The 13179-nt window shown below is 62.2% G+C and carries 10 protein-coding genes; all 10 read right to left on the bottom strand.

What is annotated here, in order from left to right:
• Positions 1–21: 21 nt before the first annotated feature.
• Positions 22–642, bottom strand: coding sequence for a TetR/AcrR family transcriptional regulator (locus tag V6M90_RS01285; protein WP_003171203.1), 621 nt, complete (start codon positions 640–642; stop codon positions 22–24).
• A gap of 27 nt (positions 643–669) precedes the next feature.
• Positions 670–2352, bottom strand: a complete 1683-nt coding sequence (phaC, locus tag V6M90_RS01280; protein ID WP_003171204.1) for a class II poly(R)-hydroxyalkanoic acid synthase — start codon at positions 2350–2352, stop codon at positions 670–672.
• A gap of 88 nt (positions 2353–2440) precedes the next feature.
• Positions 2441–3286, bottom strand: coding sequence for a poly(3-hydroxyalkanoate) depolymerase (phaZ, locus tag V6M90_RS01275; RefSeq protein ID WP_003171205.1), 846 nt, complete (start codon positions 3284–3286; stop codon positions 2441–2443).
• A gap of 148 nt (positions 3287–3434) precedes the next feature.
• Positions 3435–5114 (bottom strand): class II poly(R)-hydroxyalkanoic acid synthase, encoded by a 1680-nt coding sequence (phaC, locus tag V6M90_RS01270; protein WP_003171206.1) that lies wholly within the window; start codon positions 5112–5114, stop codon positions 3435–3437.
• Positions 5115–5363: 249 nt separating this feature from the next.
• Positions 5364–5741, bottom strand: a complete 378-nt coding sequence (locus V6M90_RS01265; RefSeq protein WP_003171207.1) for a gamma-butyrobetaine hydroxylase-like domain-containing protein — start codon at positions 5739–5741, stop codon at positions 5364–5366.
• Positions 5742–5919: 178 nt separating this feature from the next.
• On the bottom strand, positions 5920–7257 hold the full coding sequence (gene hslU / locus V6M90_RS01260) for an ATP-dependent protease ATPase subunit HslU (protein WP_003171208.1): 1338 nt from the start codon (positions 7255–7257) through the stop codon (positions 5920–5922).
• A gap of 37 nt (positions 7258–7294) precedes the next feature.
• Positions 7295–7825: an ATP-dependent protease subunit HslV gene (hslV, locus tag V6M90_RS01255; protein WP_003171209.1), complete on the bottom strand. Its 531-nt coding sequence runs from the start codon at positions 7823–7825 to the stop codon at positions 7295–7297.
• Positions 7826–8081: 256 nt separating this feature from the next.
• Positions 8082–8783: an SPOR domain-containing protein gene (locus V6M90_RS01250; RefSeq protein WP_078731217.1), complete on the bottom strand. Its 702-nt coding sequence runs from the start codon at positions 8781–8783 to the stop codon at positions 8082–8084.
• Between the two features lies 1 nt (position 8784).
• On the bottom strand, positions 8785–10521 hold the full coding sequence (argS, locus tag V6M90_RS01245; RefSeq protein WP_141063074.1) for an arginine--tRNA ligase: 1737 nt from the start codon (positions 10519–10521) through the stop codon (positions 8785–8787).
• 217 nt (positions 10522–10738) lie between these two features.
• Positions 10739–12958, bottom strand: coding sequence for a primosomal protein N' (locus tag V6M90_RS01240; RefSeq protein WP_003171212.1), 2220 nt, complete (start codon positions 12956–12958; stop codon positions 10739–10741).
• Positions 12959–13179: the final 221 nt, after the last annotated feature.

The raw sequence follows: 13179 nt of genomic DNA, 5'->3' as shown, positions 1-13179 counted from the left end.
GCAACTATCAAAAATCGAGTATTAAACTGGATTGTCCAGATAACGCAGCGCCAACCGTTCGGTCGCCTCCCGCGCCGGCGGCAACAGGTGTGGCGCCACCAGCATCATGATCTGATAAACCACCACCTGTACCTCGCCCGCGCGGTCGAGAATCCGCTGGTAGTCGAGGGAAAACAGCAAGGTCAGGGTGATCTGTTCCACAAGTTGGCCCAGCGCCTGCGTACCACTGGTCAACTGCCCCGCCGCCTTCAGCCGTGCCAGCAATGACGCCAGGGTGCGCTTGAGTGCCGTGAGCAGGTGGCGAATGCCCTTGGCCAGTTTCGGCAACCGCCCGGCCAGGTTCGACAGGTCCTGGAACAGAAACCGGTAGTGGGCCATGCGCTCGATGATCAGGTGCAAGAACAGCCAGTAATCCTGTGGCTCCAGTTGCGCATCCGCCGGCGGGTCGAGCAAGGGGGTGAGCTCATGCTGAAAACGTTCGAACAACCCGAGTACCAACGGCTCCTTGCCATGGAAGTGGTAGTAGAGGTTGCCGGGGCTGATCCCCATTTCATTGGCCACCTCCATGGTCGACACATTCGGTTCGCCCTTCTGGTTGAATAACTGCAGAGCACATTCAAGGATACGGTCGCGGGTCTTCATCCAGTCTTCTTAATCTGATCGCTGAGCTCAGCGCACGCGCACGTAGGTGCCCGGCGCGGCTTCCATCGGTGGGTAATTCTGGTTGCCCAGGGCGGTGAGGGTTTCGCGTTGCGTGCCCGAGCGCTGCTGGATCCACTCCAGCCACTGCGGCCACCAACTGCCCTCGACGTGGTTGGCGTCGTAGTACCAGGCGCGCGGGTCGCTGCTCAGCCTGGGGTTCTCGACGTAGTTAGCCTTGGGGTTGCCTGGCGGGTTGAGGATGCTCTGGATATGCCCGCTGTTGGACAACACGAAGCGCCGGTCACCGCCGAGCAATTGCGTGGAGCGATACACCGCGTCCCATGGCGTGATGTGGTCGTTGATCCCGGCCACGCTGAAGCTGTCCACTGTGACCTTTTGCAAATCGATGGGCGTGCCGCACACCTCAAGGCCGCCGGGATGGCTCAGCGGGTTGTGCTTGAAGAAGTCCAGCAGGTCACCATGCAGCGCGGCGGGCAGGCGCGTGTTGTCGTTGTTCCAGTACAGAATGTCGAAGGCCGGCGGTTCCTTGCCCAGCAGGTAGTTGTTGATCCAGTAGTTCCAGATCAGGTCGTTGGGGCGCATCCAGGCGAACACCTTGGCCATGTCGCGGCCGTCCAGCACGCCTTGCTGGTAGGAGCGGCGCTTGGCGGCTTCCAGGGTCTGTTCATCGGCGAACAGCATGGCGGGGCCGTCGATCTGGCTGTCGAGCAGGCTCACCAGGTAGCTGGCGCTGGAGATGCGGCGCAGCTGACGCTTGGCTTGCAAATGGCCTTGCAGCGCGGCGATGGTCAGGCCACCGGCGCAGGCGCCCATCAGGTTGACCTCGCGAGCGCCGGTGATTGCCCTGCACACGTTGAGCGCTTCCTCCAGCGCCGCCACATAGGTGGACAGGCCCCATTCGCGATGGCGCACGTCCGGGTTGCGCCAGCTGACCATAAAGGTCTGCAGGCCGTTTTTCAGGGCGTACTGCACAAAGCTGTTGGCCGGGCTCAGGTCGAAAATGTAGTACTTGTTGATCTGCGGCGGCACGATCAGCAACGGCCTGGCGTACTGTTTTTCGCTCATGGGCCGGTACTGGATCAGCTCCAGCAGCTCGTTGCGAAACACCACTGAGCCGGGCGTGGTGGCGACGGTCTTGCCGACTTCGAACGCGTGCTTGCTCACCTGGCGCGGCAGGCCGTTGTTGTGCAGCAGGTCTTCGAACAGGTTGCTCACGCCGCGCACCACGCTGTTGCCGCCGGAGTTGAGCAGCTCCTTGACGGCCAGTGGGTTGAGCAAGGTGTTGGACGGCGAAACCGCGTCGTTGAACAGCGCAAACGCAAAGTGCGCTCGGGCGCGGTCGTCGTCGCTCAAGCTGCTGTCGTCGATCCAGTGGCGGGTTTGTTTCTGCCAGCTCAAATAGGCTTGCAGGCTGCGCCGGTAGAACGGGTTGAGCGCCCAGGTCGGGTCGCCGAAACGGCTGTCGCGGGGGTTGGGTTCATGCACCGTCTCCCCGAGCAGCACGCGACCCAACTGGCCGCCAAGGGCCAGGGCATGCCGGGCGGTATGCACCGGATTGCGCAGGCCGTGGGCGGCGACGCTGCGCAGCGTGGACAGCAAATCCCGACCGCGCAGGCCGGTGATCGCGTTTTGCGCATTGATGAACGCGGCCGGGGTGGGCGCCGGGTTCGTCACGGGTCTTTCTCGCATGAGCCAACACTCCTTCGTCAAGCCTTCAACAGGCACGCCAATTCAGAACCATAGTCGGTTCCTGGCAAGTTGCGCGGCGGTGTGGTCCTTACACCGCAGGTCTTGGGTGAATCACGGCGCGCAGGCGCTCCTCCTCCAGAAATTTCATGATGATCGGCGCCACGGCTTCGGCCCGGGTGATCAGGAACAGGTGGCCGTCATCGATGATGTGCAACTGTGCGTTGGGAATGCGCCAGGCGAGCATGCGCATATTGACCAGCGGGATCAGCGGATCATCGTCCCCGGCCAGCACCAGGGTCGGCTGGCGGATCTTGTGCAGCCAGTGGATGCTGGTCCAGCCAAGCCCCGCGAACAGCTGCCAGTAATAGCCGAGCTTGCCGGCCGAGCGCACTTTGCTGGCATGCTCGGCGGCCAGTTTGGAATCGCGGCGGAACGAGCCGCCATAAATCATCGGCGCGATGCGCACCACGTGGGACGGTTGGATATAACGCCGGGGGCTGGCCATCAGCCATAGCACCTTTGGCTTGCCCGGCACCATAAAGGCGCCGGCGGCGGTCGCCGCCAGGATCAGCTTTTTGCAGCGCTCCGGGTAGTCATAGGCAAACTGCTGCGCCAGCGCGCCGCCCCAGGAAACCCCCACCGCATTCACCTGGCCATAATCCAGGTAATCGAGCATGCGCGCGGTGAGTTTGGCCAGGCCGGGAAAGCGGTAGGGCCGGTTGGGTGTGGATGAACCGCCCACACCGGGCACATCGAAGGCGATCACTTCCAGGTCCGGGTCCAGGGCCTGGACGAACGGAAACACCAACTCAAGGTTGGCGCCGATACCGTTGAAAATCAGCAGCGGCGTCAAGTGAGGCTTGCCCGGGCGTACCGCCGTGCGGATGGTCTGGCCATCCAGGTCGATGGTACGGAAGATGAACGGTTGCGGCATGCTCAAGCCCTGTGAGATGTGACGGTTGGAATGCAGGCCAAATGTGGGAGGGGGCTTGCTCCCGATTGCAATTGATCAGCCAATGGATCAGCTGACTGACACACTGCTATCGGGGCAAGCCCCTTCCCACACTTGACCCCATTTCAATCTAGCGTTCGTGTACGTAAGTTCCTGGGGCTGCTTCCGCTGCTGCGTAGGTTTTGTTACCTAAAGCCGTCGGTGCCTTCTTCAATTTCCCTGCCCGCTCCGCCTGCCACGCCTGCCAGTGCAACCACCACGAGTCAGTGTGCTTGGTCGCATTCTCCTGCCACTCAAGCGGCTTGCCCGCCAGGCTGTCGCTGGTCTGGTAGCGTGCCTTGGGGTTGCCCGGCGGGTTGAGGATGCTCTGGATATGCCCGCTGCTGGACAGCACGAACTCCACCTTGCCGCCAAACAGCTGTGCCGACTTGTAGCATGACTGCCACGGCGTGATGTGGTCGTTGGTGCCGGCCAGGGAGTAGATATCGGCCGTGACCTGTTTGAGGTCGATGGGCGTGCCGCACACTTCCAGGGCGTTGGCGCGTACCAGTGGGTTGTTCTTGAACAGTTCGATCAGGTCGCCGTGGAACGCCGCCGGCAGGCGCGTGGTGTCGTTGTTCCAGAACAGGATGTCGAACACCGGCGGCTCGTTGCCCAGCAGGTAGTTGTTGACCCAGTAATTCCAGATCAGGTCGTTGGGGCGCATCCAGGCGAACACCTTGGCCATGTCGCGGCCTTCCAGCACGCCGGCCTGGTAGGAATGGCGCTTGGCCGCTTCCAGGGTCTGCTCGTCGACGAACAGCGCCACCTGGGTGTCCAGGGTGGTGTCCAGCACGCTCACCAGCAGGGTCAGGGCGTTGACCTTCTTCTCTCCCAGCGCCGCGTAGTGGCCGAGCAGCGCGGTGCAAGTGATGCCGCCGGAGCAGGCGCCGAGCATGTTGATGTCCTTGCTGCCGGTGATCGCCGTGACCACGTCCACCGCTTCCTTGAGCGCTTCGATATAGGTCGACAGGCCCCACTCGCGCTGGGCCTTGGTCGGGTTGCGCCAGCTGACGATAAACGTCTGCTGGCCGTTGCGCAGGCAGAAGCGCGCCAGGCTCTTCTCCGGGCTCAGGTCGAAGACATAGAATTTGTTGATCTGCGGCGGCACCACCAGCAATGGGCGCTCATGCACCTGCTCGGTGATTGGCTTGTACTGGATCAGCTCCAGCACGTCATTGCGAAACACCACGGCGCCTTCGGTGGTACCCAGGGTCTTGCCTACTTCAAAGGCGCCCATGTTGACCTGGCTCGGCATGCCGCCGTTGTGCACCATGTCCTTGGCCAGGTGCGACAGACCGTCGAGCAGGCTCTTGCCGCCGGTTTCAAAAAAGCGTTTGACCGCCGCCGGGTTGGCCGCGCTGTTGGTGGGGGCCATGGCTTCGGTCATCAGGTTGATCACGAAGTGGCCGCGGCTGATGTCCTGTGCAGACAGGTTGCTGTCGCCAATCCAGTCGTGCAGTTCCTTGCGCCACGCCAGGTAGGTTTGCAGGTAGCGTTTGTAGAGCGGGTTCTGGCTCCAGGCCGGGTCATGGAAGCGACGGTCGTCGCTCTCTGGCACCAGCGCGGATTTGCCGAACATCACATTCTTTAACTCGACGCCAAAATGCGCGACGTGTTTGACGCTGTGCAACGGTTGCTTGATGGCTTGGGTCAGCACCATCTTCGCCGAGGCGAGTAAATCCTTTTTGCGTAACGCGATGATCGGGTTCAGCCCCAGGGTGTTTTCCGAGGCCTGGCGTTTCAAGTCATCGTTGTTCTTGTTACTCATCTACGACGCTCCATTGTCCGGAAGACGAGTACCGGCTGGCGCTGCGCACCCAGTTTCGATACACAACACACCTCAGGTACTGCGACTCGGGTGACCGTTGATACCGCATCGTCAAATGCAGGGAACTTGCCAGTTCCATTGGTTACCCGAGTTTAATTTTTTTCGCAAGCGGGCCAATCGTTGACCACGCGACAGGGCATTCAAGCAAATGAAATTAGAAAATGCCCTCTAAAGCGCAAGAAGCCTTGGCTAGAGCATCAGCCGCACGACCGACTGACTCGGGTCGCGGGTTTTTCCGGCCGCCTTGAGCTCGGCAAGGTAATCGGCCCACAGCGCTTCCTGACGCACGGCCAGTTGGTAGAGGTAGTCCCAGGTGAACAGGCCGCTGTCATGCCCGTCGTCGAAGGTCAATTTCAGTGCGTACTGACCGGCCGGTTCTACCTTGGTCAATTTAACGTTGAGCTTGCCCAATTGCAGGATGGGTTTGCCGTGGCCCTGGACCTCGGCGGAGGGGGAGTGCACCCGCAGGAATTCGGCGGGTAGTTGGTAGGTTTCTTCGGGCCCGTAGGTGAGGCCGAGGGTATTGGAGGTTTTGTGCAGGTTTACTGCGGTAGGAAACTTGGCCATATGAGGTGCTCCTGAATAAACCGGCTTAAAAATGTGGGAGGGGCGGTGCAACGATTCGACTTGCTCCCGATTACAGTGTGTCAGTCAGCACATCTGATACTGATACACCGCCATCGGGAGCAAGTCGAATCGTCGCACCGCCCCTCCCACATTGAAGCAAAGCAGTTCGGTGTGAGGCTTACAGGATATACCGCGACAAGTCTTCGTTCTGCGCCAATTCACCCAGGTGGCTGTTGACGTAGTCGGCGTCGATCTTGATCGCTTCGCCATTCTGCGCCCCGGCCATGTCGCCGGCGCTGAAGGACACTTCCTCAAGCAAACGCTCAAGCAGCGTGTGCAGGCGACGGGCCCCGATGTTCTCGGTCTTTTCGTTGACCTGCCAGGCGATCTCCGCCAGGCGCTTGATGCCGTCCGCCTGGAACTCTATCCCCAGGCCTTCGGTTTTCAGCAACTCGCGGTATTGCTCGGTGAGCGATGCATGCGGCTCGCTGAGGATGCGTTCGAAGTCGCCCGGCGTCAGCGCCTTGAGCTCCACGCGGATCGGCAGGCGGCCTTGCAGCTCCGGCACCAGGTCGCTTGGCTTGCTCAGGTGGAACGCACCGGAGGCGATGAACAGGATGTGGTCGGTCTTGACCATGCCCAGTTTAGTGTTCACGGTGCAGCCTTCGATCAGCGGCAACAGGTCACGCTGCACACCTTCACGGGACACGTCGACGCCGCCGGAATTGCCGCGCTTGGCCACCTTGTCGATCTCATCGATAAACACGATGCCATGCTGCTCGACCGCTTCCAGGGCCTTGGCCTTGAGTTCTTCCTCGTTGACCAGGCGCCCGGCTTCTTCGTCGCGCACCAGCTTCAGCGCCTCTTTCACCTTGAGCTTGCGGCTTTTCTTCTTGCCCTTGCCCATGTTGGCGAACAGGTTCTGCAACTGGCTGGTCATTTCTTCCATGCCGGGCGGCGCGGAGATGTCCACGCCAGATACTTCGGCGACTTCGATCTCGATTTCCTTGTCATCCAGCTGGCCTTCACGCAGGCGCTTGCGGAACAGCTGGCGGGTGTTGGAGTCCGACGACGGCGCGGCGTCTTCGTTAAAGCCCATGCGTGCCGGTGGCAGCAGGGCGTCGAGGATGCGTTCCTCGGCGGCGTCTTCGGCGCGGTGGCTGACCTTGGTCACTTCCTGTTCGCGCAGCATCTTCAGGGCGGCGTCGGCCAGGTCGCGGATGATCGACTCGACGTCACGGCCCACATAGCCGACTTCGGTGAACTTGGTCGCTTCGACCTTGATGAACGGGGCATTGGCCAGTTTGGCCAGGCGCCGGGCGATCTCGGTTTTACCGACACCGGTCGGGCCGATCATCAGGATGTTCTTGGGCGTCACTTCAACGCGCAGTTCTTCGGGCAGTTGCATCCGGCGCCAGCGGTTTCGCAGGGCGATGGCAACGGCGCGCTTGGCATCGTCCTGGCCGATGATATGGCGGTTGAGTTCGTGGACGATTTCGCGGGGAGTCATGGACATAGTGTTTGGCGGCCTCAAGCGGGAATAAGCCTACGGCTTATTCGGCGAGGTCCTGCTCCTCAATGGTCTGGTTGTGGTTGGTGAACACGCAGATATCGCCGGCGATGCCCAGGGCGGTCTCGACGATTTCACGGGCCGACAGGTCGGTTTTCTTCAACAACGCGCTGGCCGCCGCCTGTGCGTAGCCGCCGCCGGAGCCCATGGCGATCAAGCCATGCTCGGGCTCAACCACATCGCCGTTACCGGTGATGATCAGGGACGCGTCTTTGTTGGCCACGGCCAGCATGGCTTCCAGGCGGCTGAGGGAGCGATCGGTGCGCCATTCCTTGGCGAGTTCGACGGCGGCGCGCACGAGGTGGCCCTGGTGTTTCTCAAGCTGGCCTTCGAAACGCTCGAAGAGGGTGAAGGCGTCGGCGGTGGCGCCTGCGAAGCCGGCGAGTACCTGGCCGTGGTACAGGCGGCGCACTTTTTTCGCGTTGCCTTTCATCACGGTATTACCCAGGGAAACCTGGCCGTCGCCGCCCATGACGACTTTGCCGTGGCGACGTACTGAAACGATGGTGGTCAAGAGGAGAGTCTCCACGCAGCGGGGCGAAAATGCCCTGATGGAAACTGATATGGGGGTAGTGGGGGTGATTTCAAGCGTAGAGGGTTATGGCGGACGAGTGGTGTTTATCGGTCCGACACCTATTTAAGAACACTACAAAACCAAATGTGGGAGGGGGCTTGCTCCCGATTGCATTGGGTCAGCTACAGATAAGCTGACTGACCCACCGCTATCGGGGCAAGCCCCCTCCCACATTAGTCCTGCTGTGTCTTCTAAGTCAGCGGCTCTGGCGTTGTTGTAGCAAAAGGTTGCTAAACCCGGCACCGGCCAATTGTTTCTGCGCCACGGTCAGTTGTTCACGGTTGCTGAACGGTCCCACCAGCACGCGATACCAGGTCGCATCCTTGACCGTGCCGGACTCCACCGTCACCGACTGCCCCAGCAGAATGATCTGCGCCCGCACTCGATCTGCGTCCGCCTGTTTGGGGAACGAGCCCGCCTGCAGGAAGAACTTCGTCACCGGCGCCGCCTTGGTCTCTGCCACCGGCGGTGCTGGCGGCGGGGTAATCCCGGCCAGCGCCGCCTGGGCGCGGGCGGTGTCGATTTTCGCCGCTTCCGCCGGCGTCACCGGGGTGGTCGGTACCTGCGGCGTCGGCAGGGTTTTCTCCGGCACGGCGTCGGGCGGCACGATCACTTCCGATTCCGGCAGCAGCGTGTAGAAGTCATATTTCGGCTTCACCGGTGCGGTCGGGCTTGGCGCAGTCTTGTTGGCTTCGGCAATTTTGCTGGCTTTCTGCTGTTCCTGCTTGACCCGTTTGACGTCATCGCCCTGGCCCGGATCCAGCTTCATCAGAAACACCACAAACGCACCGACCGTGAGGCCGATAGCCATCCACAACCAGCCTGGGATCGGCTTCTTCGCCGGGGCCTGGTAGCGGCTGGCGCCGCGCTTGGGTGCAGGTTTTTTCTTGGCAGCCAACTTACATACGCTCCAGAGTTTCCAGGCCCAACAGTTCCAGGCCTTGCTTGAGGGTCCGTCCGGCCAGTGCGGCGAGGCGCAGGCGACTCTGCTTTTGGGCTTCGTCGTCGGCGGTGAGGATCGGGCAGTTCTCGTAGAAGCTGGAGAACAGGCCGGCGACTTCATACAGGTAGGTGCACAGGATATGCGGCGTGCCTTTCTCGCCGACGCTGTTCAACACTTCGCCCAATTGCGCCAGTTTGGCGGCCAATTCCTGTTCGTGGGGCGCATCCAGCACGATCCGGCCTTCGACTTCGCTGAAGTCCTTGCCCAGCTTGCGGAACACACCGGCCACGCGGGTGTAGGCGTACAGCAGGTACGGCGCGGTGTTGCCTTCGAAGTTGAGCATCAGTTCGAAGTTGAAGCTGTAGTCGCTGGTGCGGTGCTTGGACAGGTCAGCGTATTTGACTGCGCCGATGCCCACCACGCGGGCGATGTTGCGCAGGTCGGCCTCGGCCAGTTCCGGGTTCTTTTCCTTCACCAGGTTGTAGGCGCGGTCCTGGGCTTCGTTGAGCAGGTCGATCAGTTTGACCGTGCCACCGTCGCGGGTCTTGAACGGGCGGCCGTCGGCGCCGTTCATGGTGCCGAAGCCCATGTGCTCCATGTGCATCGGGTGGGTGACGAAGCCCGCACGGCGCGCCACTTCGAACACTTGCTGGAAGTGCAGGGCCTGGCGCTGGTCGACGAAGTACAACGCACGATCGGCCTTGAGCACGCCGCTGCGGTAACGCACGGCGGCCAGGTCGGTGGTGGCGTAGAGGTAGCCGCCATCGGCCTTGACGATGATCACCGGCAGCGGTTCGCCGTCGGCGGTCTTGAATTCTTCGAGGAACACGCACTGCGCGCCGTTGCTCTCGACCAGCAGGCCCTTGGCCTTGAGGTCGTTGACCACATTGATCAGGTCGTCGTTGTAGGCGCTTTCGCCCATTACGTCGGCCATGGTCAATTTAACGTTGAGCAGCTCGTAGATTTCCTGGCAATGGGACAGCGAGATATCGCGGAAGCGGTTCCACAGCGCCAGGCATTCGGCGTCGCCGGCTTGCAGCTTGACCACCAGGCCACGGGCGCGGTCGGCGAAGTCTTCGGATTCGTCAAAGCGCTTCTTGGCGGCGCGGTAGAAGTTCTCCAGGTCCGACAGCTCGTTGCTGGTGATCGGGTTCTCTTGCAGGTACGCCATCAGCATGCCGAACTGGGTGCCCCAGTCGCCGACGTGGTTCTGGCGGATCACGCTGTCGCCGAGAAACTCCAGCACCCGCGCCACGCCGTCGCCGATGATGGTGGAACGCAGGTGACCCACGTGCATCTCTTTGGCCAGGTTCGGCGCCGACAGGTCGACGACCACGCGCTGCGCTTCGCCGGCCTTGCGCGCGCCGATTTTGGCGTCGGCCAGGGCGGCGTCCAGGCGCGACGCCAGGGCCTGGGTGTTCTGGAAGAAGTTGATAAAGCCAGGGCCGGCGATTTCGGCCTTGGTCACACTCTCGTCGGCCGGCAGTGCGGCAATGATTTTTTCCGCCAGGTCGCGCGGCTTCATGCCGGCCGGCTTGGACAGCATCATCGCGATATTGCTGGCGAAGTCACCGTGGGTCTTGTCGCGGGTGTTTTCCACCTGGATCGCCGGCGTCAGGCCTTCAGGCAACACACCTTCGTTGACGAGATGGGTGAGGGCTTGTTGGATCAGCTGGCGAATGGTGTCTTTCATGGTGTTCTCTTTCGACCGCAAGCGGCGGCGCGCGATGCGCAGGTGGAAAAACTGGGCATTATCCGTGGCGAGGGCGGGCTTGCCAACCTTCGTCGGATCTCTACAGACGATTAACCTGTGGCGAGGGAGCTTGCTCCCGCTGGAGTGCGAAGCGCTCCCAAAAACTTGGGGCCGCTACGCAGCCCAGCGGGAGCAAGCTCCCTCGCCACAGGGAAATTCAATACAAATCTACCGGGTCCACATCCAACGACCATCGCACCTGTCGCCCGCTGGGCATTTGCTCCAGAGCAAGCAACCAGCTACTTAATAACCGATGCAGCGGCGCACGCGAGGTGGCTTGTAAAAGTAGCTGAGCGCGGTACCGCCCGGCGCGGCGTTCCATGGGCGCGGGTACCGGGCCGAGGAGTTCGATGCCGCTCAGACCCAGTTCGCCGAGCAAACGTTCGGCGGCGCTGCATGCTTCATCCAGGAACGCTTCGGCCTGCCCGGGTTTATGGGCTTCGGCGCGCAGCAAGGCCAGGTGGGAAAAGGGTGGCAGGCCCGCGGCACGGCGTTCGCTCAATGCCTGTTCGGCGAAGGCAAAGTAGCCCTGTTCGGTCAGTTGGATCAGCAGCGGGTGGTCGGCCAGGTGCGTCTGGATAATCACCTTGCCCGGCTCTTCGGCACGCCCGGCACGCCCGGCGACTTGCACGATCAACTGCGCCATGCGCTCGCTGGCGCGGAAGTCGCCGGAGAACAGGCCGCCGTCGGCATCCAGGATCGACACCAGCGTCACCCGGGGAAAGTGGTGCCCTTTGGCGAGCATCTGCGTGCCCACCAATATGCACGGTTGGCCTTTCTGGATAGTGGCGAACAGTTGGTTCATCGCATCCTTGCGCGAAGTGCTGTCGCGGTCGACCCGCAGCACCGGGTAATCCGGAAACAGAATGCCCAGGCGCTCTTCGGCGCGCTCGGTGCCCGCGCCAACCGGGCGCAGGTCGACCTTGCCGCACTGCGGGCAGTGGCGGGGCACGCGCTCCACATGGCCACAGTGATGGCAGCGTAACTCGCCGTAGCGTTGGTGCACGGTCATGCGCGCGTCGCAGCGCTCGCATTCGGACATCCAGCCACAGTCATGGCACAGCAGCGTCGGCGCAAAGCCGCGACGGTTGAGAAATACCAGGACTTGCTGGCCGGCGGCGAGGGTCTGGCCGATGGCCTGTTGCATCGGCCCGGAAATACCGCTGTCCAGCGGACGGCTTTTTACGTCCAGGCGCAGGAAGCGAGGTTGTTTGGCGCCGCCGGCGCGCTCATTCAGGCGTAGGAGCCCGTAACGGCCGGTGTAGGCGTTGTGCAGGCTCTCCAGGGATGGCGTGGCCGAGCCCAGCACAATCGGAATGTCTTCCTGGCGGGCGCGCACCAGCGCCAGGTCGCGGGCATGGTAGCGCAGGCCTTCCTGCTGCTTATAAGAACCGTCGTGTTCTTCATCGATGATGATCAGCCCGGGATTTTTCATCGGGGTGAACAGCGCCGAGCGGGTGCCGATAATAATGTCGGCCTCGCCATCGCGTGCCGCCAACCACGACTCCAGGCGCTCGCGGTCGTTGACCGCCGAGTGCACCAGCGCGATGCGCGCATTGAAGCGCTGCTCGAAGCGCGCCAGGGTTTGCGGGCCGAGGTTGATCTCGGGGATCAGCACCAGCGCCTGTTTGCCGGCCTGCAAGGTTTCGCGGATCAACTGCAAATACACTTCGGTCTTGCCGCTGCCGGTGACGCCCGCCAGCAGGAACGCGTGGAAACTGTCGAAACCTGCGCGAATCGCCTCATACGCAGCGCGTTGCTCGGGGTTCAGCGGTAACTCCGGCTGGGCCAGCCAATGTTCGTGGCGCGGATCGGGAGCATGCTTGCGAATTTCAACCTGTACCAAGCCCTTGGCCAGCAGCAGGTCGAGGCTGTCTTTGCTCAGCATCAGCTTGCTCAACAGCTGATGCGCCACGCCGTGAGGGTGCTGGGCCAGGGTGGCCAGGGCTTCACGCTGGCGCGGGGCACGGGCGATGCGCGGGTCATCGAGGCTGGCGCCGGGCACGCTCGACCAGAACCGTTCCTGACGCGCTTCGGCCAGCTCGCCCTGGCGCAGCAGTACCGGCAGGGCCCAGCTCAAGGTGTCGCCGAGGCTGTGCTGGTAATACTGAGCCGTCCACAGGCACAGCTTGAACAGCGCGGGCGGCAGGGGGGGCGTGGCGTCGAGCATGGCCAGGGCGGGCTTGAGTTTATCGGCGGGCACTTCGCTGTGGTCGGCGACTTCGATCAGGATGCCGATCATTTCCCGTCGGCCAAACGGCACGCGCACGCGCATGCCCGGCTGCAATTGCGCCCGCAGCACGCCGGCCGGGGCCCGGTAATCGAACAGGCGGCGCAGGGGCGAAGGCAGGGCTAGGCGCAAAATGGCGTCGGGCACGCGGGGAGATCTCATAGTAAAGACAGGGGTGGCGCAGGGGCGCGAGACTAGCAGACGAGGGGAGTGTTGGGTATGCCACGGTTTTCTGATGAAAGGTGCTTTTATGTGGATACGAGAGAGGTGTCGCCGCTTGCGCGATTGAAAAGGTCTGGTAGAATCCGCGGCCTAATTACGTGCGGTATTCGACAATAGTGTCGAGTGGCGGCACGCTAGCCCGAGGA

Source organism: Pseudomonas lactucae (assembly GCF_036688725.1).
In the GTDB taxonomy this organism is placed as follows: Bacteria; Pseudomonadota; Gammaproteobacteria; order Pseudomonadales; family Pseudomonadaceae; genus Aquipseudomonas; species Aquipseudomonas lactucae.
The sequence above is the reverse complement of the archived record's forward strand: the minus strand, read 5'-3'. Positions and strand labels throughout refer to the sequence as shown.

Coding starts and splice junctions, on each gene's coding strand:
- V6M90_RS01285 (WP_003171203.1), bottom strand. CDS start 642: ATGAAGACCCGCGACCGTATCCTTGAATGTGCTCTGCAGTTATTCAAC.
- phaC (WP_003171204.1), bottom strand. CDS start 2,352: ATGCGAGAAAGACCCGTGACGAACCCGGCGCCCACCCCGGCCGCGTTC.
- phaZ (WP_003171205.1), bottom strand. CDS start 3,286: ATGCCGCAACCGTTCATCTTCCGTACCATCGACCTGGATGGCCAGACC.
- phaC (WP_003171206.1), bottom strand. CDS start 5,114: ATGAGTAACAAGAACAACGATGACTTGAAACGCCAGGCCTCGGAAAAC.
- V6M90_RS01265 (WP_003171207.1), bottom strand. CDS start 5,741: ATGGCCAAGTTTCCTACCGCAGTAAACCTGCACAAAACCTCCAATACC.
- hslU (WP_003171208.1), bottom strand. CDS start 7,257: ATGTCCATGACTCCCCGCGAAATCGTCCACGAACTCAACCGCCATATC.
- argS (WP_141063074.1), bottom strand. CDS start 10,521: ATGAAAGACACCATTCGCCAGCTGATCCAACAAGCCCTCACCCATCTC.